General features: G+C 38.0%; 25 protein-coding genes and 1 riboswitch. Of the genes, 11 read left to right on the top strand and 14 right to left on the bottom strand.

The window, feature by feature from the left end; all coding sequences use genetic code 11:
- Nucleotides 1–460: 460 nt before the first annotated feature.
- The 4 genes from V7097_RS22560 to V7097_RS22545 all read right to left on the bottom strand — a co-directional run bounded on the left by V7097_RS22560 (nt 461) and on the right by V7097_RS22545 (nt 3,815).
- A complete protein-coding gene (locus tag V7097_RS22560; RefSeq protein WP_335705876.1) occupies nt 461–1,891 on the bottom strand; it encodes a sigma-54 interaction domain-containing protein in 1,431 nt (476 codons plus the stop codon).
- A gap of 126 nt (nt 1,892–2,017) precedes the next feature.
- Nucleotides 2,018–3,208: an MDR family MFS transporter gene (locus tag V7097_RS22555; protein ID WP_335705875.1), complete on the bottom strand. Its 1,191-nt coding sequence runs from the start codon at nt 3,206–3,208 to the stop codon at nt 2,018–2,020.
- 149 nt (nt 3,209–3,357) lie between these two features.
- On the bottom strand, nt 3,358–3,519 hold the full coding sequence (locus tag V7097_RS22550; protein ID WP_335705874.1) for a glycogen biosynthesis protein GlgD: 162 nt from the start codon (nt 3,517–3,519) through the stop codon (nt 3,358–3,360).
- An 11-nt stretch (nt 3,520–3,530) separates the two neighbouring features.
- Entirely contained in the window at nt 3,531–3,815 is a 285-nt protein-coding gene (locus V7097_RS22545) for a YtzC family protein (RefSeq protein ID WP_335705873.1), read from the bottom strand.
- A 240-nt stretch (nt 3,816–4,055) separates the two neighbouring features.
- On the opposite strand from V7097_RS22545, the gene V7097_RS22540 reads away from it, so the two are divergent.
- The gene (locus tag V7097_RS22540; RefSeq protein ID WP_335705872.1) at nt 4,056–5,018 is read left to right on the top strand and encodes a TIGR01212 family radical SAM protein; all 963 of its coding nucleotides are present in this window, start codon (nt 4,056–4,058) and stop codon (nt 5,016–5,018) included.
- A complete protein-coding gene (locus V7097_RS22535; RefSeq protein ID WP_335705871.1) occupies nt 5,015–5,587 on the top strand; it encodes a class I SAM-dependent methyltransferase in 573 nt (190 codons plus the stop codon). The genes V7097_RS22540 and V7097_RS22535 overlap by 4 nt, the downstream gene beginning before the upstream one ends.
- Before the next feature lie 22 nt (nt 5,588–5,609).
- On the opposite strand, the gene V7097_RS22530 is transcribed toward V7097_RS22535, so the two are convergent.
- On the bottom strand, nt 5,610–6,674 hold the full coding sequence (locus V7097_RS22530) for a tetraprenyl-beta-curcumene synthase family protein (RefSeq protein WP_335705870.1): 1,065 nt from the start codon (nt 6,672–6,674) through the stop codon (nt 5,610–5,612).
- A 124-nt stretch (nt 6,675–6,798) separates the two neighbouring features.
- Between V7097_RS22530 and V7097_RS22525 the strand changes: the two genes are divergently transcribed.
- A complete protein-coding gene (locus V7097_RS22525) occupies nt 6,799–7,335 on the top strand; it encodes a gamma carbonic anhydrase (RefSeq protein ID WP_335705869.1) in 537 nt (178 codons plus the stop codon).
- A gap of 155 nt (nt 7,336–7,490) precedes the next feature.
- Here V7097_RS22525 and metK read toward each other — a convergent pair whose 3' ends face one another.
- The gene (gene metK / locus V7097_RS22520) at nt 7,491–8,690 is read right to left on the bottom strand and encodes a methionine adenosyltransferase (RefSeq protein WP_335705868.1); all 1,200 of its coding nucleotides are present in this window, start codon (nt 8,688–8,690) and stop codon (nt 7,491–7,493) included.
- A gap of 272 nt (nt 8,691–8,962) precedes the next feature.
- Nucleotides 8,963–9,127: riboswitch (SAM riboswitch) on the bottom strand.
- Nucleotides 9,128–9,405: 278 nt separating this feature from the next.
- Here metK and pckA point away from each other — a divergent pair.
- Nucleotides 9,406–10,995, top strand: a complete 1,590-nt coding sequence (gene pckA / locus V7097_RS22515; protein ID WP_335705867.1) for a phosphoenolpyruvate carboxykinase (ATP) — start codon at nt 9,406–9,408, stop codon at nt 10,993–10,995.
- A gap of 30 nt (nt 10,996–11,025) precedes the next feature.
- Here the strand turns inward: pckA and V7097_RS22510 are convergent, their stop codons facing one another.
- A complete protein-coding gene (locus V7097_RS22510) occupies nt 11,026–11,835 on the bottom strand; it encodes an alpha/beta hydrolase family protein (protein ID WP_335705866.1) in 810 nt (269 codons plus the stop codon).
- A gap of 156 nt (nt 11,836–11,991) precedes the next feature.
- On the opposite strand from V7097_RS22510, the gene V7097_RS22505 reads away from it, so the two are divergent.
- From V7097_RS22505 to V7097_RS22495, 3 genes are read left to right on the top strand one after another with little or no spacing between them, the layout of a single operon-like run.
- On the top strand, nt 11,992–12,975 hold the full coding sequence (locus V7097_RS22505; RefSeq protein ID WP_335705864.1) for an ABC transporter substrate-binding protein: 984 nt from the start codon (nt 11,992–11,994) through the stop codon (nt 12,973–12,975).
- A gap of 10 nt (nt 12,976–12,985) precedes the next feature.
- The gene (locus V7097_RS22500) at nt 12,986–13,765 is read left to right on the top strand and encodes an ABC transporter ATP-binding protein (protein WP_335705863.1); all 780 of its coding nucleotides are present in this window, start codon (nt 12,986–12,988) and stop codon (nt 13,763–13,765) included.
- Entirely contained in the window at nt 13,743–14,552 is an 810-nt protein-coding gene (locus tag V7097_RS22495; RefSeq protein WP_335705862.1) for an ABC transporter permease, read from the top strand. The genes V7097_RS22500 and V7097_RS22495 overlap by 23 nt, the downstream gene beginning before the upstream one ends.
- A gap of 19 nt (nt 14,553–14,571) precedes the next feature.
- On the opposite strand, the gene ytkD is transcribed toward V7097_RS22495, so the two are convergent.
- Nucleotides 14,572–15,060, bottom strand: coding sequence for an RNA deprotection pyrophosphohydrolase (gene ytkD / locus V7097_RS22490; protein ID WP_335705861.1), 489 nt, complete (start codon nt 15,058–15,060; stop codon nt 14,572–14,574).
- Nucleotides 15,061–15,322: 262 nt separating this feature from the next.
- The gene (locus V7097_RS22485) at nt 15,323–15,661 is read right to left on the bottom strand and encodes a hydrolase (RefSeq protein WP_335705860.1); all 339 of its coding nucleotides are present in this window, start codon (nt 15,659–15,661) and stop codon (nt 15,323–15,325) included.
- A gap of 181 nt (nt 15,662–15,842) precedes the next feature.
- Between V7097_RS22485 and V7097_RS22480 the strand changes: the two genes are divergently transcribed.
- On the top strand, nt 15,843–16,103 hold the full coding sequence (locus V7097_RS22480; protein WP_335705859.1) for a DUF6154 family protein: 261 nt from the start codon (nt 15,843–15,845) through the stop codon (nt 16,101–16,103).
- A gap of 207 nt (nt 16,104–16,310) precedes the next feature.
- Here the strand turns inward: V7097_RS22480 and ltaE are convergent, their stop codons facing one another.
- Both ltaE and V7097_RS22470 read right to left on the bottom strand, forming a co-directional pair.
- Nucleotides 16,311–17,327 (bottom strand): low-specificity L-threonine aldolase, encoded by a 1,017-nt coding sequence (ltaE, locus tag V7097_RS22475; RefSeq protein ID WP_335705858.1) that lies wholly within the window; start codon nt 17,325–17,327, stop codon nt 16,311–16,313.
- A 312-nt stretch (nt 17,328–17,639) separates the two neighbouring features.
- The gene (locus V7097_RS22470) at nt 17,640–18,080 is read right to left on the bottom strand and encodes a Dps family protein (RefSeq protein ID WP_335705857.1); all 441 of its coding nucleotides are present in this window, start codon (nt 18,078–18,080) and stop codon (nt 17,640–17,642) included.
- 165 nt (nt 18,081–18,245) lie between these two features.
- Here V7097_RS22470 and ytzI point away from each other — a divergent pair, with 165 nt between their 5' ends.
- Nucleotides 18,246–18,410, top strand: a complete 165-nt coding sequence (gene ytzI, locus V7097_RS22465; RefSeq protein WP_335705856.1) for a YtzI protein — start codon at nt 18,246–18,248, stop codon at nt 18,408–18,410.
- Nucleotides 18,400–19,863: an amidase family protein gene (locus V7097_RS22460; protein ID WP_335705855.1), complete on the top strand. Its 1,464-nt coding sequence runs from the start codon at nt 18,400–18,402 to the stop codon at nt 19,861–19,863. Before ytzI ends, V7097_RS22460 begins: the two co-directional genes overlap by 11 nt.
- A 33-nt stretch (nt 19,864–19,896) precedes the next feature.
- Here V7097_RS22460 and V7097_RS22455 read toward each other — a convergent pair whose 3' ends face one another.
- Nucleotides 19,897–20,370 carry an S-ribosylhomocysteine lyase gene (locus tag V7097_RS22455; protein ID WP_335705854.1) on the bottom strand — a complete coding sequence of 158 codons (474 nt, stop codon included), beginning with the start codon at nt 20,368–20,370 and terminating at the stop codon, nt 19,897–19,899.
- A 157-nt stretch (nt 20,371–20,527) separates the two neighbouring features.
- Here V7097_RS22455 and yidD point away from each other — a divergent pair, with 157 nt between their 5' ends.
- The gene (gene yidD / locus V7097_RS22450) at nt 20,528–20,767 is read left to right on the top strand and encodes a membrane protein insertion efficiency factor YidD (protein ID WP_335705853.1); all 240 of its coding nucleotides are present in this window, start codon (nt 20,528–20,530) and stop codon (nt 20,765–20,767) included.
- 17 nt (nt 20,768–20,784) lie between these two features.
- On the opposite strand, the gene V7097_RS22445 is transcribed toward yidD, so the two are convergent.
- Nucleotides 20,785–21,549 carry a FixH family protein gene (locus tag V7097_RS22445; RefSeq protein ID WP_335705852.1) on the bottom strand — a complete coding sequence of 255 codons (765 nt, stop codon included), beginning with the start codon at nt 21,547–21,549 and terminating at the stop codon, nt 20,785–20,787.
- Nucleotides 21,550–21,694: 145 nt separating this feature from the next.
- Complete coding sequence (locus V7097_RS22440; protein ID WP_335705851.1) at nt 21,695–22,255, bottom strand: beta-class carbonic anhydrase; 561 nt, start codon at nt 22,253–22,255, stop codon at nt 21,695–21,697.
- Between the last annotated feature and the right edge of the window lie 70 nt (nt 22,256–22,325).

Below are 22,325 nucleotides of genomic sequence, written 5' to 3'. Positions count from 1 at the left end.
GAAGTGGCGTTTTTAGTCTTTAATCTTACTGCTAGAAAAGTTTCATTTGAAAATCCGGCATCCGCCGGAGGCATTAAGGCATTAAGGCATTAACTTTATTCAGTCTAATTTTGAACCCAAATTGAATTGTAGACTCTTTTTTCATCCATCCCCATTTATAGAAGTAGGGGACTTCTGCTGAATAAAGTTAATACTTTTTCAACCTATCTATTAATAATGCAAAATTTGTGCCAACTTTTTGGTAGGATCTCTGAACACCTTGTAAATGCCCATTTCTTTATTTTTTATTTATCACTTGGTTCTATATTTTTCATTAGGTTTGGTGTTCAATTCTAAAAATATTGAAAATTGATAAAAATAACGTTGCAAAACTGCAACGTTTTTTTAAAAATATGGCATTTAAAGCAAGCGCTTACACTTTGTCTCAATAATGCGACACGTCTCAATATTGCAACACTTATTACAGATTTAACAAACCATATTTCTCCATCTTTCGATATAAGCTAGCTCTATGTATGCCAAGCATTTCTGCCGCTTCAGACCGATTCCCTTCACTAGTCTTTAATGCCCGGGTGATTGCCGCTTTTTCGGCCCTTTCCACCTCTTCTTCAAGAGAGAAGGAGAAGGACGAATCATCTGTTTGCCTTTCAACATGATCTAATAAATAAGGGGGAAGGTGTTCTAAACAGATTTCCGGACCATTATCTGCGATATGAAGAGCACGCTCGATGACATTTTGCATTTCTCTCACGTTACCCGTCCACTTATAACGACGAAATAAATTTTCTACATTTGGGTGAAAGCCACTTATGCTTTTACCGAGCTCATTATTTAATTGACCCAAAATTAGATGAGCTGTAGTAATGATATCTTTGCCTCGCTCCCTCAAGGGTGGAATCATGATTTGAATCACATTTAGGCGGTAATAAAGGTCTTCTCGAAACTCCCCTTTTTTAACCAATTCTTCTAGGGGACGATTTGTTGCTGAAATTAACCTAATATCAATTTGTTTAGTCTGACTGCCGCCAATTCTTTCAACTTCTTTTTCCTGTAAGACTCGTAATAGCTTTACCTGCATATCGAGAGGCATATCGCCGACTTCATCTAGAAATAACGTTCCACCTTGGGCTTGTTCAATCTTTCCAGGTTTTCCGCCCTTTTTCGCTCCTGAAAATGCACCCTCCTCATAACCAAAGAGTTCAGATTCTAATAAATTTGCTGGTATGGCAGCGCAATTAAGGCATATAAGCGGTCCCTCAGAACGGATACTTGCTTCATGAATTGAATGTGCAAACAATTCCTTGCCTGTTCCACTTTCTCCTCGAATCAATACCGTTGAGCGACTAGTGGCCACATTCAACGCTAAATCCTTTACTTCTTTCATTCGCTCATGCTCGCCTATAATCTGGTCAAACGAATATTTGGATCCCTGCACTTTTTTCAATTCCGGTTTATCAAAGTCCAGCTTACTATCAACTACATTTAGGCGCTGAACCAAAGATTTCAACTCGTTAATATCCGTATATAAAACCTTGCCTATCGCCCCAACAACCTTCCCGTCTTTCCAAATAGGGGTACGCATGACAATAATACTTTTATCCTTTACAATCATAAATGAGCCAATTTCTGATTGTCCCGTTTCCACAACAACGTGCATACGTGTATTTTCAATTACTTCTTTGACGTGCTTGCCAATCACCTCTTCAACTTTAACACCGAGGAACTCACCATAAGTTTGATTCATCATTGTGATTATTCCCTGTCTATCAATCATGATAACCCCGTCATATAACAGTTCTATTATTTCCTTTAATTGTTCTACCTCTTTTTCTTTTTGCTCAAGCAGATTAAGGGTATGTTTTAATTCTTGTGAAATACTTTGATTAATCACGCCTAGCCTCCCCTTTTAGATCCTCTATTAAAAATACATTCGACGGGAGTCAGAATATTCCTTCAAAGGAGCCGAACTTTGTTTCATGTAGAAGATAAAAAAAAGACCCGATACATAATCTATGTATCAGGCCTTCGCACTTAGTACAACATTGCTTTTTTCTTTAAGTTTTTTGTCATAAATAGCAGTTGTAAAAATCGAAACGATTAATAATACAGCCAGGATCGTAAACAACATGCTCATTCCCCATAAATCAACGAGCAATCCACCGAGGACAGGTCCAATCATCCTGCCGCCAGTTGCAGTACTATTTACAATCCCTTGATAAAAGCCTTCTCTTCCTTTTGGTGCAAGGTCATTTGCAATCGTTGGAACAGCTGGCCATACAAACATTTCACCAAACGTTAAAATAATCATAGCTACTAAAAATCCGCTAAATGAACCGGCTGTTGAAACAATAAGAAAAGAACAAATAAAAATTAGAATTCCAATGATAATTTGCTTTTTCAAAGATTTTGCAAATGATTTTACCGCCAAGTTCAGTAATGGCTGTCCGAGAACAATTAACCCACCATTGACTGTCCATAATAGACTATATTGTTTTAATGTGATTCCAATTTCCTGTGTATAGCTTGAAATTGTAGCCATCCATTGTACATATGCCACCCAACATAATACATAGCCAATACAAAGAATTAACAATGCAGTTAATTTCGAGCGATTTTTTACTGTTTTGGATTGTTGTAGTATGCTTGATTGCTTTCCTTTTTCAGCGGAAATTCCACGATAACCGAATAATGCCACTAGAAAGAACAATACATACATGAATGTATTTGCAATAAAAATATAATCAAATGAATAAGAAGCTACAAAGCCACCAAGACCTGAACCTATCGCTACACCAAGATTCTGCGCGATATAGACGGCATTAAATGACTTTCTTCCACCCTCTGGCCAAACTGCTCCTGCCATTGCAAACATGGCTGGAAACACTATACCTGTGCCAAACCCAATGATGGTTAGGAAAATAACATAATGTGGCCAGCCATGGAAAAAGGTAAGACCTGTCAAAGCCACTAACGATATCAAAATACCTGTTAAAATTGACTTGTAGCCGCCAATTTTATCAAAGAGGACGCCTCCCACTAAATTTCCAATAACGGTTGCACCCGCATTCACCATTAATACAAGACCTGCTACAGATAAAGATTTTCCTAATTCTCCATGGATATAAATTGCGTTTAACGGCCATAAGAAAGATGAACCAGTCACATTTATTATCATCCCAATGATGATCAACCAAAGCGCTCTCGGCATACGGGCACCTCCTTTTTTTACATTTTCATCTCATACCAAAATAATTCTATTCTCTTCTACATGTTTATTCAATTTAAAAAAGTATTCGGATAAATGGACACGTTTCATCGAAAAAACCGACAAGCGAAAATTCACTTGTCGGTTCATGTTTATTCTGGTCGCTGCTTTGATTTTACGGGTTGCCCTTTTTGTTGGTATTTTTGCTTTGATTTTTTAACAGGATCAAAATCCTGTCCGAATTCCACATCATTGCTATTGATTCCATTTTTCGTTTTTTGCTCAGGATTGTTTTGATCTGAACGTTTTTTCATATCCTCATCCCCTACATCTTATACTCTTGAATGATATTTGCATCTAAAGTCATATCATTTTGGAGTTGTTGTAATTGTAGTCTCATGCGATGCAATTGATCACGTTGCTGACCATTACAACTTTGAGCGAGCTTTGCTAATTCGTTTGTGACTTCCTCTAATTGCATTTGAGCATTAGTGTATTCCGTCGTATTATAATGCTCCTGTCTTCTTGCAGTTGTAATTTGTTCTTGAGCATTTCGAATTGAATCTTCACAACGCTGTAAAAAGTGCTCTACCGATTGTCGAGTAGCCATTCTTCCCCCTCCTACATTCGAAAATGAGAAAAAGCTTTCTCATCTATAGTTTGTTCATCCTTGATTTCTTCTCTCAGAAAAGTTATTACCAATTCATGAGGCTCACACGAGGTGGGGCACAAGACGAAGACATCAGAAAGTGATTCCTTGTCTTTGATCTTTCAATTTTTCCATTTGAGTTCTTAAAAGTCTCCATGTTAAACTTTAACATAGGAATTTTTTTAGTTAGGAGGGGCAAAGATGCCTCAGGTTAACCCATTTTTATATTCAACTGATAATAAAAGATACCATACATGGAATTATCACTTACGTCATACATTTGGACATAAAGTATTTAAAGTCGCCATTGATGGAGGATTTGACTGCCCTAATCGAGATGGTACGGTTGCACATGGTGGCTGTACCTTTTGTAGTGTAGCTGGATCTGGTGATTTTGCCGGAAATCGTGCTGATGACATTCTCTCACAGTTCCATACTATAAAAAATAAAATGCATGATAAATGGAAGGATGGCAAATACATGGCGTATTTTCAAGCCTTCACTAATACACACGCACCTGTAGAGGTATTGCGCGAACGATTCGAGCCCGTTTTAAAGCAAGAAGGAGTTGTCGGCATTTCGATAGCAACAAGACCTGATTGTCTACCAGATGATGTAGTCGAATATTTAGCAGAGCTGAATGAACGAACCTATCTTTGGGTTGAGCTTGGCTTGCAGACCGTTCATGAAAAAACAGCTCAACTTATCAATCGTGCTCATGACTTTCAGTGTTATGTCGATGGAGTTAATAAGCTTCGCAAGCACAATATTCGTATCTGCTCCCATATCATTAATGGACTTCCTCAGGAAACGCCAGTGATGATGATGGAAACAGCAAGACAAGTTGCGAAACTTGATGTCCAAGGAATCAAAATTCATTTGCTGCATTTATTAAAAGGTACTCCGATGGTAAAGCAATTTGAAAAAGGGCTCTTGGAATTTCTCTCATTTGATGAATATGTACAATTAGTTTGTGACCAGCTTGAAATTTTACCCCCTGAAATGATTGTTCACCGTATCACTGGGGATGGTCCAATTGATTTAATGGTAGGTCCGATGTGGAGTGTTAATAAATGGGAAGTTCTAAATACGATTGATGCCGAACTAAAAACTAGAGACAGCTATCAAGGAAAATATTTCAAAAAGGTTGCGGAAAGTGTATGAAATTAGAACGTATTCTACCATTTGCCCGAAATTTACTCAAATTAGCTATTAATGAAGGTGATTATGCCGTTGATGCAACGATCGGAAATGGCCATGACACAGCAATGCTTGCTTCATTAGTTGGTGAAACCGGACATGTTTTCGGCTTTGATATTCAAAAGGAAGCGATTGAAAGTACGACTTCCCGTCTGAAAGAGCGAGAGTTATTTGATCGTGTTCGTTTGATTCACGGAAGCCATAATCAACTTTTAACAACAATACCTACGGAAGCCCATGGCAAAATTGCGGGTGCCGTCTTTAATTTGGGATATCTACCTGGTGGAAATAAGGAAATTGTCACCAAGCCTGATTCCACAATTGAAGCGATTGAACAATTACTATCTCTTATGAAGCCTGAGGGTGTTATTGTCCTTGTAGTGTATCATGGACATGAAGAAGGGGCAGTCGAACGAGATCGACTGTTAGAGTATTGTACAACACTTGACCAAAATCGTGCCCACGTTTTAATGTACCGATTTATGAATCAAATCAACAATCCTCCTTTTATAATTGCCATTGAAAAAAGATAGAGCACCCCGCTCTATCTTTTTCTTATCCAAATACATGCTGAAATCTGCGATAAGCCCGCCCATTCACATAAAAGAAATAGGATGTCTTCCCACCAAGTCTAATCATTTTCTTTGCAATTTTCAAAACACTACGCTGGGTTCGAACCTTTTCATCTGATAAATAGAGACCTAATAATCCACGATTTATCATTCGATGGAATTTTTCATTTGGCAGTCCAGCAGTATGCTTATCAGCTTCAAAAATAAAATGCTTAAAGCGATCCACTAGATCGTTTTCATGCGGATAGTAAAAACAGAAATTCAAATCCCCACCTTGTCGGTCCTCTTCTTGATCGATGAAATAATCAAGAAGGATATGGAGACCTTGTATATACGGAAAATACCCATTTCGAACTTTCATCGCAATTTCTGCTTTGAATTCCTCATGAAACGAATAGGCAACTAAACAAAAGATGCCTAATGTTGAACCTGAACAGGCAGAAAATTCATACCATTCCATGCTTGGCAGATGGTCCTTGTGGCTTTTAAACCAAGTCTCAAGCCTTGGTACTCGTTCTTCTACTTTTACATGCTTATGTATTTGCAGATCACAGTAATAGCTTGCTAACTCCTGTAAATAATCAGCTATTTTATCATAATGGTTGATGTTTTGAAGAACTTCCTGACATGTTGTAACTAGACTCTCTAAGTAACCACCATCATCCTGTTCATCACGATATTGATAATAATTTTTCGTTGGTTGCCCTGGTCGTAATGCATCTGGCATGGAATCATGAAGCGAACGAAAATCGACAGGGTCTAATGAGGTACTGCGATCACAAAGATTATCTAAATAGTCACTAATTGTTTGATACGCAACAATAAAACGGATGCATTCCTCCATTTTTCCTTCTGATAATAAGGCAAGGATAGAGCCACCCTCACAGTGAAACGTTTTTGTATGAATACTAGCTAATGCCTGCTTCCGAAGCTCTTTGTTTGGAATCTCCTCAGCCTTCTTTTTCCAAACCGCTAATTCACGATGTACAATTGGAAATACCTCACGATACACTTTCTTCATTAAGCTAATTGGTTGTGTTGGTACCATAGATATCACCCCTATTATAAAAACATTGAATATATGTAGATTTACGATACTTGTGAAAGTTGTTACACTTACCTTATATGATTTTCCATCGAATTTCAAACAAATAGGAAAGGATGTACCTATTATGATTTATCCATACAAAGGGAAATATCCTGAAATTGCAGACTCTGTATTCATTGCAGACTATGCTACAGTTACGGGTGACGTAAAAATCGGCGAGGAAACAAATATTTGGTTTAATACAGTGATTCGAGGCGATGTGGCACCGACAATTATCGGAAAAAGGGTGAGCATCCAGGACAATTCGACCCTGCATCAAAGTCCAAACAATCCTTTGATAGTTGAAGATGATGTTACAATTGGACATCAGGTTATCCTACATAGCTCAATAATTCGTAAAAATGCCTTAATCGGGATGGGGTCGATCATTCTTGATGGTGCTGAAATTGGTGAAGGTGCTTTTATTGGTGCTGGAAGCCTTGTACCTCAGGGTAAAAAGATTCCGCCGAACACTCTTGCTTTCGGGAGACCAGCTAAGGTCATCCGTGAGCTTAATGAAGATGATAAAAAAGATATGGCCAGAATTCGCCGTGAATATGTGGAAAAAGGACAGCATTATAAACAATTACAAAAAGAAAAGCTAAAAGCTCAGGACGCCTGACTATCGGCGACAAGCACTAGCCGAGCGCTGACAGAAGACGCTTTATCCCTTCAGAAGCGATTGGCTTGTGACCTCGAGCAGATGGCGCCATGAGCTAGACACTGAAAACTAAGTACGAACAAAAAGCTCGCCATGATTAGCGAGCTTTTTCTACCTTATTTTGTAGCTTGTGCTTTAAGTGCTTCTGCTTTGTCAGTACGCTCCCATGGTAAATCAAGATCGTTTCTACCAAAGTGACCATATGCAGCAGTTTGCTTATAAATTGGACGACGAAGATCCAACATATTAATAATTCCAGCGGGACGTAAATCAAAATTGTTACGAACTAAATCTACAAGTACATCCTCAGATACTGTTCCAGTACCAAAAGTGTCAACAGAAATAGAAACTGGCTGGGCAACACCGATTGCGTATGCAAGCTGTACTTCACATTTATCAGCTAATCCAGCTGCCACGAGGTTTTTCGCAACATAACGAGCAGCATAGGCAGCAGAACGGTCAACCTTAGTTGGATCCTTACCAGAGAATGCGCCACCGCCATGGCGTGCATAACCACCGTACGTATCAACAATGATTTTACGGCCAGTTAAACCAGCATCTCCTTGTGGACCACCAATTACAAATCGGCCAGTTGGGTTAATAAAATATTTAGTATTTTCATCAATTAGTTCACTTGGAACAACTGGATTGATTACATGTTCTTTTAGATTTCGTTGAATTTGTTCTAATGAAATTTCTGGATGGTGCTGAGTTGAAATAACAATTGTGTCGATACGGACAGGATTATTGTTCTCATCATACTCTACTGTAACCTGCGTTTTTCCATCCGGACGTAAATATGGAAGAATCTCATCTTTACGAACTTTCGTTAATCGACGTGATAGCTTGTGAGCTAATGAAATAGGTAGAGGCATAAGTTCTTTTGTTTCATTACAAGCATAGCCGAACATTAAGCCTTGGTCCCCTGCACCAATTGCTTCGATTTGCTCGTCTGTCATTTGACCTTCACGAGCTTCTAAAGCTTGGTCAACCCCCATCGCAATGTCCGGAGATTGCTCATCAATTGATGTTAATACAGCACAAGTTTCGTAGTCAAATCCGTATTTTGCACGAGTATAACCAATCTCTTTAATCGTTTCACGGACAATCTTTGGGATATCTACATATGTAGAGGTTGTAATTTCTCCCGCAACAAGTACAAGACCTGTTGTAACAGAAGTTTCACACGCTACGCGTGCATTTGCATCATTTGCTAAGATGGCATCTAAAATAGAATCTGAAATTTGGTCACAGATTTTATCTGGATGTCCTTCCGTAACAGACTCAGAAGTAAATAAACGGCGTCTAGTTGTCACAAACGCTTCCTCCTTTTTCGGATTCAGAATTCAATTATACTCAAATTCTGACATTCATTGATACGGTACTCATTCCCTTAGTATTGTTACCTTCACGATTTTCTATCCTACATTAACAAACAGTAATACAGCATATGTCGACTAGTTATCTGTGGTGAACACAAATAAAACGCTTAAAGTAACATGGATAAACCATAATGGTTCTCATTAAAGAAATAAAAAACCTTCCCTACTTATTTGAGGAAAGGTATTATCATCTATCTCGCCTTTCACTCTTATCGATCAAGGTCATGCCTTGCTCAGGTTAGCACCTTATCACTTTTATCATTGGTAGACCTACATAAATATAGGTTACACTAAAGCTCATTTGATATGTTAGAAAAGTGATGGTTGCCGGGTTTCATTGGGCCTGTCCCTCCGCCAGCTCGGGATAAGAGAGTATCCGTTCAATGAATTATCATAACGTAGTCATCCATTTCATGTCAACCTAAATTCGAAAAATTTTATACCGAAGTGGGCCACACTTTTTCACGAAACAGACAAATTTCGAAAACAAGCAGATTAAAAAGGACTATTTTAGAATCTGTACGCACTTTTTGAAGATACGTTACGTAAAATACGTTAAATAGTATAGACTATTTTTATTAATGTGTTATACTAATTGTAAATTTTAGATTATATGAAAAATATAAAAAATGATAAAGGATGGTTTTACATGAATTCAGTTGAAGTTTCAAATGAGCAGCTATTAGAATTAGTGAATGGAAAAAGCGCACTTCGTAACCTATCTGTTCCTATTTTAGTTGAAAAAGTACTCGCTAGACAAGAGGGAATCCTTACTTCGACTGGGGCTGTTTGTGCAACAACCGGTAAATACACAGGAAGATCACCAGAAGACAAATACATCGTAGAAGAAGCATCTACGAAGGATAGAATTGATTGGGGTAAGGTGAACAAACCTATCTCTGAGGCTGTATTTGAAAACCTTTACACAAAGGTCCTTTCATATCTGAAAGAAAAAGATGAAATTTATGTATTCAATGGGTATGCAGGTGCCGATAAAAAAGTGCGTATGCCAATCCAAGTAATTAACGAATACGCGTGGCATAATTTATTTTCTCAACAAATGTTTGTTCGACCAACCGAAGCGGATTTAAAAACACATCAACCTGAATTCACTGTTATTAGTGCACCAAATTTCAAAGCAGACCCTAAAATTGATGGCACACGCTCTGAAACATTCATCATTATTTCCTTCGAAAAACGAACAGTTTTAATAGGAGGAACTGAGTATGCTGGTGAAATTAAAAAATCAATTTTCTCTGTGATGAACTATGTATTGCCTGAGCAAAATATTCTTTCCATGCACTGCTCCGCTAATGTAGGTCAAGAAGGAGATGTTGCCCTTTTCTTTGGTCTATCTGGAACAGGAAAAACAACTCTTTCTGCAGATCCAAAACGTCGTCTTATCGGAGATGACGAGCACGGTTGGGCTAGCTCTGGCGTGTTTAATATAGAAGGTGGCTGCTATGCTAAATGTATTAATCTTTCACGAGAGAAGGAGCCACAAATTTTTGATGCCATTCGCTTTGGCTCCGTTTTAGAAAACGTGATAGTGGATGAAGAATCAAGAATTGCAAATTATGATGACAATTCATTGACTGAGAATACGAGAGCAGCATATCAAATTGATAATATTGATAATATTATTGTACCTAGTATTGCAGGTCATCCTAATACAATCGTGTTCCTTACGGCGGATGCTTTCGGTGTATTACCTCCAATTAGTAAGCTAACCAAAGAACAAGCCATGTACCATTTCTTAAGTGGGTACACAAGTAAGCTTGCAGGAACAGAACGTGGAGTTACAGCTCCAGAAGCAACATTCTCAACTTGCTTTGGCTCACCTTTCCTTCCACTTGCTGCAACAGAGTATGCAGAAATGCTAGGTAGAAAGATTGATGAGCACAATGTTCAAGTATTCTTAGTGAATACTGGGTGGACTGGTGGAGAGTATGGCGTAGGAAGCCGTATGAAGCTGTCATATACGCGTGCAATGGTTCAAGCGGCTTTAGAAGGTGAACTTACTCATGCAGAAACAGTGAAAAATGATATTTTCGGCTTAGAGATCCCAATTCACATTCCAGGCGTTCCTGATGATGTGCTTCAGCCTGCAAAAACATGGGCTGACCAAAGTACGTACTATGTAAAAGCAAAAGAATTAGCTGTAAAATTCAAAGAAAACTTCAAAAAGTTCTCCAATGTTTCAAACGATATTGAATTTTTGGGCGGACCAAGAATATAAACTGCATAAAGCAAAAAAGCTCGAGAAAAATCAAACCTCGAGCTTTTTTGTATTCGACTCCCGTGTTTTCATCCATTCTGTTAACCTTCTCACTGTTTCCCGATTTTCATGTGGTGGAAAAAAATGTGTGTAGTGTGGAAAATACCAGCTTTCTACTTCTTTTCCTAGTTCTCTAACTCTTTTTTCTAGGCGATAGGCATGTTCGACAGATACATTATCATCTTTTTCACCATGAATAATGAGTAAAGGGGCTTCAAGCTTTTCAATTTCATATAAAGGGGTTCTCCATTTATATCGTTCCGGATATTTTGTCGGCGTTCCTCCGATGACCCGCTTTAGCATCCTCCGCATATCATTGCGCTCCACATAGGTTAAGCTTAAATCACTTACTCCTGCCCATGTGACGACCGAACAAACATTAGGTTGATAAATAGCTGTAAGAAGGGCCATCACTCCTCCACGTGAGAAACCAAAGACATGGATCCGAGTTGGATTCACTTTTTCATGTTCCTCCAACACCTTAACCGCAGAGAACGCATCATATCTGTCATGTCCGCCAAAATCCTCGTGCCCCTCTCCCCCTTGATTACCCCGATAAAATGGTGCCATTACCACAAAGCCCTCCGAGGCAAATTGGATGATCCGACCAATTCGAACCTTTCCTACATTTTTTATACCACCGCGCAAATATAAGAATCCGTCATAAACTCCTTCCTCCTTTGGCTCAGCAAGATATCCTTTAATTTTTAACCCTTTGCTCATATATGTAATTAAATAAAGATTGATTGCCGGATTAGGAGACGGAAATCTTTGCTTTTCGATAATTGTGCCATCTACCATTTTATCCTTCCTCTCTACAACATTATTTTCGAAAAACTTTTAAAAACCCTTCTAATTAAAAAGAAAAATAGGCATTCACACATTTTTGTCACGTTTCATAATCTATCTTAGAAATGACTAAAGAAGACAGATTAACTGTCAAGGAGGAATGAGTACATGCGTCGTTTTTTTGCCAGCCTTTTTGCATTACTGCTTATTATTCCATTAGCCGCTTGTAATAATGACTCGGTTCAAAAAATTCGAATTGCCGAGGTAACGCGTTCAGTGTTTTATGCACCTCAGTATGTGGCCATTACAGAAGGCTTTTTTGAAGAAGAGGGCTTAGAGATTGAATTAACAACCGTACCAGGTGGAGATAAAACTATGACTGCGTTAATTTCTGGTGGTGCTGATGTTGCCTTAGTTGGTTCTGAAACATCCATTTATGTGGAAGCACAAGGCTCAACAGACCCCGTAATTAACTTTGCTGCCCTTACTCAAACGGACGGCACCTTTTTAGTGGCAAGAGAAAATATTGAAAACTTCAGCTGGGACCAAATTAAAGATAGTACATTCCTTGGCCAACGTAAAGGTGGAATGCCACAAATGGTTGGGGAATTTGTATTAAAGAAGCACGATATTGACCCACAAGGTGATTTGAATCTAATCCAAAACATTGACTTCGCGAATATTTCTAGTGCTTTTGCTTCAGGCACAGGTGAGTTTGTCCAATTATTTGAACCAACTGCTAGTCTATTTGAAAAAGAAGGCCGTGGCTATATTGTTGCTTCCTTCGGTGAAGAATCTGGCAAGGTACCATATACATCGTTTATGACAAAGCAAAGCTTTATTGATGAGAACGGTGATGCTGTTGAAAAATTCACACGTGCAGTCTATAAGGCGCAGCAATGGGTAGACTCCCATAACCCAGAAGAAATTGCAAAATCAGTCCAGGAATTCTTCCCAGACACACCACTTGATTTAATCACAACCTCTATTGAACGTTACAAGAACCAAGGATCTTACGCAACAACCCCTGTTCTTTCAGAGGAAGCTTGGAATAACTTACAGGACATCATGGATGAAGCTGGAGAATTACCGAAGAGAATTGACTACAGTACACTTGTGAACACAAGTATTGCAGAAAAAGTTTCAAAATAGGAGTGTTACTATGAGCTTTTTGTCAGTAAAAGATATACACCATGTTTATTTTACAAAGGATTCTACAACGACCGCACTCGAAGACATTTCTCTCACAATCGAGGAAGGGGAGTTCATCTCCCTCCTCGGCCCTAGTGGGTGTGGTAAAACAACATTACTCTCCATCATTGCTGGGTTATTAAAACCAACATATGGAGAGGTTTTGATAGAACGAAAAACGATTGAAAAAGCAAAGTCCGATATTGGTTATATGCTACAGCAGGACTACTTGTTTCCGTGGAAAACCATCGAGGAGAACATTTTTGTTGGGCTTCAAATCATGAATCAAGAAACAGAACAATCAAGAAAAAACACATTAGCCCTACTAGAGGAAATTGGATTAAAAGGGGTAGAAAAAGCGTACCCTAAACAGCTTTCAGGGGGCATGAGACAAAGGGCTGCTTTAGTTCGAACCCTTGCGACAAACCCAAAAATTCTTCTACTCGACGAACCATTCTCCGCATTAGACTTTCAAACAAAACTAAAATTAGAAGATCTCGTTTCAGATACACTTAAGGAATATCGCAAAACAGCCATCCTAGTCACGCATGATATCGGCGAAGCCATTGCCATGAGTGACCGAATTTATCTACTTTCGAAAAGACCAGGACAAATTGCAAAAGTATTTGATATCCCAGAAAACTTACGGAATGAGACTCCTTTTGATGTAAGACAGCACCCAGAGTATTCGAACATTTTTCAGCAAATATGGGAGGAGTTAGATAAACTTGAAACAAAATCTGAGCATTAAAGACCTGCACAAAGATTACTTACAGTCGATTAAAAAAGAGAAAAAACTGGTTCGTTTCTATCAAATCTTGATTTTTATCGTCTTTTTCGGAATATGGGAGATTGCGAGTCGTAATCATTGGATTGATCCTTTAATTTTTAGTAGACCATCAAAAATTTGGATTTTATTTTTAGAGAAAATCAATGATGGAACATTGTTCAATAATCTTGCGGTTACATTGTTCGAAACGGTTCTTGGCTTTATTTTAGGAACGGTCTTAGGGGCATTGATTGCTGCGATATTATGGTGGTCTGAACGTCTTTCGAATATCCTTGATCCGTATCTAGTTGTTCTCAATGCAATGCCAAAGGTTGCGCTTGGCCCCATCTTAATTGTGGCATTAGGAACAGGTTATATTTCAATCATTGCGATGGGGGCGATTATTTCCATCATTATCACCACGATTGTCGTATACACCTCGTTTAAAGAAGTGGATTATAACTATATTAAAGTCTTGTTGACATTTGGAGCCAACCGGAAACAAATTTTCCGCAATGTGATACTCCCATCATCTTTCCCAGCGATTATTTCCACATTAAAAGTAAATGTTGGATTATCATGGGTTGGGGTCATTGTTGGCGAATTTCTCGTTTCAAAGCAAGGCTTAGGCTATTTGATTATCTATGGATTCCAGGTGTTCAATTTTACATTGATCTTCCTAAGCTTATTATTAATCGCCATCTGTGCGACACTTATGTACCAAGGCGTCGAGTTCCTTGAAAGAAAGCTAATAAAGGACTCCGAGTAAAAAGCTCTTCTAGTGGTAGCTAGAGAGCTTTCTTCGTTTTTATGTAATTTTCAACATAGTCGATGCTATGGGTTAGGACATCATCCTTCATGATAAAACTATAATTACGATCAGACTTAACCGTATCCAAAGGAATTTCCTTTAACAAAACAGGACCTTTTGTTTCAAAATAATCCTTCTTCTCCAGAAGCCGTTCAATTTCGGCAAAATAAATATTTTTAATTATGGTTTTTCCTTTTCCAACGACCTTATATTGCCCAATATATTTGAGTTCTGAAACCTCTGCTCCTGTTTCCTCCATTACCTCTCGTATAGCAGCAGCTTCCACTGTTTCACCATCTTCTACCTTTCCACCAGGAAACTCAAGCCCGCGTTCAGAATGATTGGTTAATAGCCACTGGTCCTCGTATCGACAAATAACCCAAACATGTTTAGGATGAGTGGAAAAGGGGTCCGGTGTAAACGATAAATTCACTTCATTATGATACATATCATGAAAAACAATCATTTCGTCTTATCTCCATTACAATAAATTTATTTTCATCATAACATAAAGTGAAACTTCAATCAGTGAGAGAGAATTACCTTCACTGAATTTTAGTTTGGGGCCAACACGATATGGGACACAATGACGTTGCCACAGGACGAAGAGTACTTAGTCTTTGTTCTTTATTTTCGGGCTTTTACGGACAGTTAACCCCCACATAAACAACTTGGTTTGCGCTGGGGGATGCGGGATAAAAAAACAAGCCGCTTCATGTAGAAGTGGCTTAATCGATGGTTCGTAATACATCAAGTATTCCTTCTGATTGAATGAAATCCCTTGCCTCTTGGTCTCCTAGTTGATTGATTATTTGATAAATCTTCAGCATATTCGAGTCATATTTGTCATTGGATGAATCATAATGATACTCAACAAATGGTACATGTGCACGTAAAAAGTTTTCAACCTCATTCGAATAATTTGCTTCAAAAAGGTTTCTCAATTGCCGAACTTCTTCATCGGTTGCTTCAATTTTATACTCCCACGTAGACCCAGACTTCACCTGAGAAATTTCGCCACTTCCAACAGAGACATAATAGTTTTTCCTTAACTGCTGTTCCAACATGTTTCACTCCTAACGATGTGATTCCATAATTTTAGCTTTTTCCTCCGGTGCAAAAAATATGCACTTGTCGCAAATACTAGATTTGTTGCCTATTTTCAATACATTAGTATCTTTTGATACATTCCCCCATATACTAATTTCCAAGATAACATGTGAAAAAGCAGATAAAGGGGCAACATTTATGAAAATCATTGATGAAATTTATGAAATGTATCGAAATAAATTAACGGGTGACGAAGAAGATGCTGACATTATTGCTTTCTCCGTGCTTGAACAATTTGGTCGTGAAGACCTAATTGACCTTTTAAGTGATTTAACTGACCAGGAATTACGGAATTTAGTCGGTTTTTATATGATTGAAAACTTAAAAGCGAAAATGGCCCGCGATGGAATCGGCCAATCAAAGATGATGACTGTGGATGAGTTGAGGGATATACATTAAGATAGGTATTCGTTCCTGTACCGGTTGAGATTGACTTAGTTTTTGGGGCTCTATCAGTTTTATTTTACTTCTATCGATTTTATTTACGTTCTATCGGTTTTATTTGGGTTCTATCGATTTTATTTCATTTCTATCGATTTTAGCAAAAATTCCATCAAAAAAAGGATTGTCCACCAAAGTCAGTGCTCGTGACAATCCTTAAAAGTATTATATTTTACTAACAATTCGTAATGCGTCCTCAATTGACTCCCGATTGACATCATAATGAGTCGTAAACCGCACGAGCCTAGGTCCAAATGTTGAAACTAATACCCCATGATCTTTTAATAATGCAGCATACTGATTAGAGGTTAATCCCCTTTCACTTACATTCACTAAAACAATATTGGTATCAATCTGATTTACGACGTTCATTCCGCTAATATTACCGAGTCCTTCTGCTAAAAACTTAGCATTCTCGTGATCGATTGCTAGACGGTCAACCATTGTCCGTAATGCAACAAGTCCTGGTGCTGCTATGACCCCAACCTGTCTCAATCCACCACCTAGACGCTTTCTCCATTTTCGAGCTTGGTTAATAAACTCCTCACTACCAGCTATTATCGAGCCGACCGGAGCACCTAATCCCTTTGATAAACAAAATTGAACGGTATCTGTATATTGAGCAATATCTTTTACCGGACGCCCTATTGCCACTGCTGCGTTGAATAAACGTGCCCCATCTAAGTGGACAGGTATCTGATTTGCCGTTGCAACTTGATATATGGCTTCCATATTTTCAAGTGGAACCACTGCTCCACCCGCTCTGTTATGTGTATTTTCAATACAAATCATGCCGGTTTCAGGGTTATGTACATCCTCTCCTTGAATAGCGGCCTCTACTTCAGCAGGATTCATTGCTCCTCTGTTCCCTTTTATTGTTCGAGGCTGCACCCCTGCAAATGCAGAAATCGCGGCACCTTCGTAATTAAAAATATGGGAATCTTGCTCAACGATTATTTCATTTCCACTTCTTGTATGAGTTAGCACTGCAATTTGATTACCTTGCGTTCCACTTGTCACAAACATTGCCGCTTCTTTCCCAAGCATCTCAGCGGCAGTTCGCTCAAGCTCTTTCACTGTTGGATCCTCCTGATAAACATCATCCCCAACCTCAGCCTCATAAGCTGCTTTTCTCATTTCAGCTGTCGGCTTTGTAACAGTATCACTTCGTAAATCGATCATATTTTCTCCTCCCCCTTAACCTTGATCAAATACGCCTTGGCGTATTTTCGCCCAGATTTTTTAGGCCCACACGAGGTGGGTCACAAAGACGTTGCCACAGGACGTGGCGCCCTTAGTCTTTGATCTTATGTCTCGAAAACTTCCTCTGAAAATCTGTGGCATCCGCCGGAGGCTGAACTTTATTCAGCCTAGGTATAATCCCAAAAGTATTGAAAATTTTGTTCTATCCACTTTATTAGTAATGATTTTTCTGAATAAAGTAATAATAGAATAAAACCCTTCTTTCCACAAGAAAGAAGGGCACAAAGTTTTTTATTTTCCTAAGAAGGATTGAAGCATCCAAATATGTTTTTCAAGTGCTTGATGAATCGCTAGCAGCATATCACCTGTTGTTTCATCATCTGCATCTGCAGCTACCTTCATGCCTTCCTTTAATTCACCGGTTAGAATGGAAAAATCATTGGAAATGTTCGCTACCATTTCTTCAGCATTTTCACTTCCGTTTGCTTCCTGAATTGAAGACAATTCTAGAATTTCCTTCATGGTTGCGACAGGTTGTCCACTAATAGCAAGTAAGCGTTCCGCTAATTCATCAATATGAACAGCAGCCTCATTATACAATTCCTCAAATTTTACATGTAGGGTAAAAAATTGCGATCCCTTCACATACCAGTGGTAATTATGTAGTTTAATGTAAAGTACACTCCAGTTTGCAACTTGCTTATTTACGATTTCGACTAATTGTGTTGACATTAAAATCTCCTCCTTATTGTTAACATACCCCCTTTATATCATAGTAAAACACCATTTTTTCAAATGCTTTTTAACAAATTTCAAACTTTTACAATTATAAATGAATATCAATACCTTCTCCCTTTGTACCATGTTAAAATGAAAGGAGAAAAAGAGGGGGTTGCTATGTTTATAGTATTAACTATTTCAATCATTATTGTATTCGTCGTCATATTTTTAGCTGTTGCTACAACATCAAAAGCATATCAGTACAAACATACAGTAGATAACATAGAAGAAAATCCACATATAAATCATCTTGAAAATGAGGAGAATTCAGATGGAAAATAAATTTCTTCAGGATTTGGCTAATGATTGGTTAATTGAGGCTACTATTGATTCAATCCAAGAAAAATATGAAAAAGAAGAGCTAACAGCCAAACAATTAGTGTTCATGTATTTACATAGAATTTCAAGCTTTGACTCAGAATTAAAATCCATTATTGAAATTAACCCAGATGCACTTCATATCGCAATGATGCTAGATGCTGAACGGAAGGAAATCGGTCCCCGTGGACCACTTCATGGAATTCCTGTTTTACTTAAAGATAATTTAGATACAAATGATAAAATGCACACATCTGCAGGATCGCTTGCATTAGCAGAGTCAAATGCTCCGGAGGATTCATATGTTGCTTATCTTTTAAGAGAAGCTGGTGCGGTTATATTAGGTAAAACGAACATGACTGAATGGGCGAATTATATGACTGAAGGAATGCCTAGTGGGTACAGTTCACGCGGCGGCCAAACATTAAACCCTTATGGACCAGGTAAATTTAGTGTTGGCGGTTCAAGCGCGGGTTCGGGTTCAGCCATTGCTGCGAATTTTGCAGTTGTAGCAATCGGAACTGAAACATCAGGATCGATTTTAAGTCCTTCCAGTCAAAACTCACTTGTTGGTATTAAACCGACCGTTGGATTAGTAAGTCGTGCGGGGATAATTCCGATTTCCCATACACAGGATACTGCAGGCCCAATGGCTCGTACAGTGAAGGATGCTGTTTACCTATTATCTGCAATTGCTGAAGTAGACGAACATGACCCAATCACGTATACGAGTAGAACATTAAATCCCACTGATTTCACACAATATTTAGATGTTGATGGTTTAAAAGGTGCACGGATTGGCATTGCAAGAGAGGTTTATTTTGACTACCTCAGTGAAGAAAAACGAGTAGTCATGGATAAAGCTATTCAGAAACTTGAAGAACTTGGGGCAACTGTCATAGAGAATGTAAAAATTCCTTCTTCTAAAAATAAGTGGAACTATGATGTAATGACCTATGAATTTAAGGTGGGCCTGAATGCTTATTTACGCAAGTTAGACAGTTCAGTAAAAATCCGTAATTTAGCTGAACTTATCAAATTTAATAATGAAAATGATGAAAAAATGCTAAAATACGGCCAAATTATTTTAGAAGAGGCCGAAAAAACGAGTGGCACTTTGACAGAAAAACAGTATCTTGAGGCACTCGAATACGATCATTATCATTCTAAGGAGAATGGAATTGATTTTGTCTTAAATGAACACCAATTAGATGCAATTGTGTTTCCAAATTATGTTGGATCAGCCATTCCGGCAAAAGCTGGATATCCATCCATTACAGTTCCTGCTGGCTATACATCTGAATGTGAACCAGTCGGAATTACGTTCACCGGAACCGCATTTTCTGAAAGCCAATTGATAAAATTAGCCTATTCATTTGAGCAAGGAACAAAATATCGAATTCCACCAAAAATATAAAACCTCAGCCACATTGGCTGAGGTCCTTTTTTCTTATCCGAAAACTTTATGAAGGTCTTCTTTTGATTGTGATAACCAGAAACGCATGAGGCGTTTAGAACCTTCTAAATCATGAAGCTTTGCTTGCCCACATTGTGTTTCATTTGCTGCAGGAATTTCCGTAATTTCTATCGCACTTTGCATCGTAGCTTCAAGCAAATCAATGATTTCAGAAACAGTAGGCTCTCCACTTACAACTAAGTAATAGCCTGTTTGGCATCCCATTGGAGAAATATCAATAATATCGAAATGGTCATATTTCTCACAATGCTCACGAAGATTAAAAGCTAATAAATGCTCAAGTGTATGAATTACATCTGGCTTCATCGCTTGTTTATTTGGTTGACAAAAACGAATGTCAAATTTATTTACAACTCCATCTGTTCCAACCTTATGGACACCACAATGTCTTACATATGGAGCTTTTACTGCATTATGATCTAGTTCAAAGCTTTCTACTGATGGCATTCTCTTCACTCCCATAACTTTTTCTTTATATATCTATCATAACGCTAATTCCGATTTTTTTCATCAATTTAATTTGAATTAAACGTTTAAAGATGCTTTTGTTCCACACCTATAGTATAGTATAAATACCAAAAACCGATAAGGGAAGTAGAAAAAATTGCTTCAAGCGTTATTTATAGGAATTATTCGTATCTATCAAAAATTTATATCTCCATTAAAACCACCAACCTGCCGCTTTTATCCAACTTGTTCACAATATGGTCTTGAAGCAATTAAACGCTTTGGTGCTATTAAAGGTGGTTGGTTAACGATTAAACGATTATTAAAGTGCCACCCCCTACATCCAGGTGGAATTGATTATGTTCCAGAAAAAAAGGAAGGTAAGCATCAACATTGATGCCAACCTTCCTTTGTTTATTTGACGTTTGTGGTTTTTTCAAGATGTTCGTGGATTTCTCCTTTTTCAAGATGAACTTGAATGTTGTAACTGCCTACATCAGCAAATGTATAATCAGACTGATAGACGCCATCCTTTACTTCGTTAGCATCGATAAACTCGTGCTTTTCAGCGCCATCCTTCCATACCTCAAATCGAACCCTTGCTTCAGTTAATGGACTTCCTGATTCCTCAAAAGAAACCTGCAAAGTGGATGCTTTGCCTTTTGCATACTCAGCTTCTAATGGAAAATCAATTGAAACATTTCCACTTCCATGATGATGTTCACCTGCATGATCATCACTGTTTTCTGTTTCTTTATCAGTAGGCACTTCGTTACCTTCAGGATTGCCTATTACGACTTCAACCTTTGGCATCGTATGCATGCTTCTAGCTGTGACATGTGCAGTGACAAAATAGACTCCATCTGCATCGAAAGTTTTAGCAGCTGTATATTCTCCATCAGAAGTATGCTTCCCATCTAAAAATTCGCTATCTTCACTGCCTTTTTGAACAATTTCAAATTGAACTTCATCCGCATCCTCGACCGACTCTTCACCCTGTGTTACAAATGCATGAAGGGTAACTTCTTCACCTGGATTTATTTTTTCAGGATCAATTTTTACATCAACAGCAATCGGGATTAATTCTTCAGTATTACTATTCTTCGTTTCCGTTTCATTATTACATGCTGCAAGAATTACTAATGCAGCCATAAAAAGAAAAAGAATACCTTTTTTCATTATCTCACCTCAACTACATAGTACAATAAATGACCATTTATTCATGTGTCTTTTTTATGACATTACCTATTACCCATAGTAACCAATATGCGTGCTTTTGTTACATCTAAATTCAAAAAAAGAGGTCACACTCGACCTCTCTATCTTACTTATAACCATTAATAACTACATCCAGTTTACCTGTTTCAGGGTTAATAACGAGACCGTGAACTGGAACGTCCTTTGGAAGGAGAGGATGATGTTCAACCATTTCAACACTGTGACGTACACTGTCCTCTACACTGCTAAAACCTTGAAACCAGTCTTCAAGATTAATTCCTGAATATTTTAATGTATCAATTTTTGCTTGAGTTACGCCTCTATCTTTAATTTTATGTAAAATCGAATCAGCATCAAGTGCACTCATACCGCAATCATGGTGGCCAACGATGCAAATCTCGTCCGCATTTAAATCATAAACAGCAACTAAAATACTTCTCATCACACTACCAAAGGGATGTGAGACAATTGCGCCAGCGACCTTTAAAATTTTCACATCTCCATTTTTCATATTCATTGCTTTTGGTAACAACTCGATGAGTCGAGTATCCATACATGTTATGATAACCATTCTTTTATTTGGAAGCTTTGTTGTTTCGTATTTTTCATATTCCTTTGTTTCAACAAACCCTTTGTTGAAAGCCAATATATTATCCAATTGAGTCATATAATCACCTTTTTCTTTTATTTCATCTTATTTTATCAAAAACTTATCTTTATAGTAAATTTTTAAGTAA

This window comes from Bacillus sp. JJ1562, assembly GCF_036962705.1.
Taxonomy (GTDB): Bacteria; Bacillota; Bacilli; order Bacillales; family Bacillaceae_L; genus Ferdinandcohnia.
This window is presented reverse-complemented; position numbering and strand designations above follow the sequence as displayed.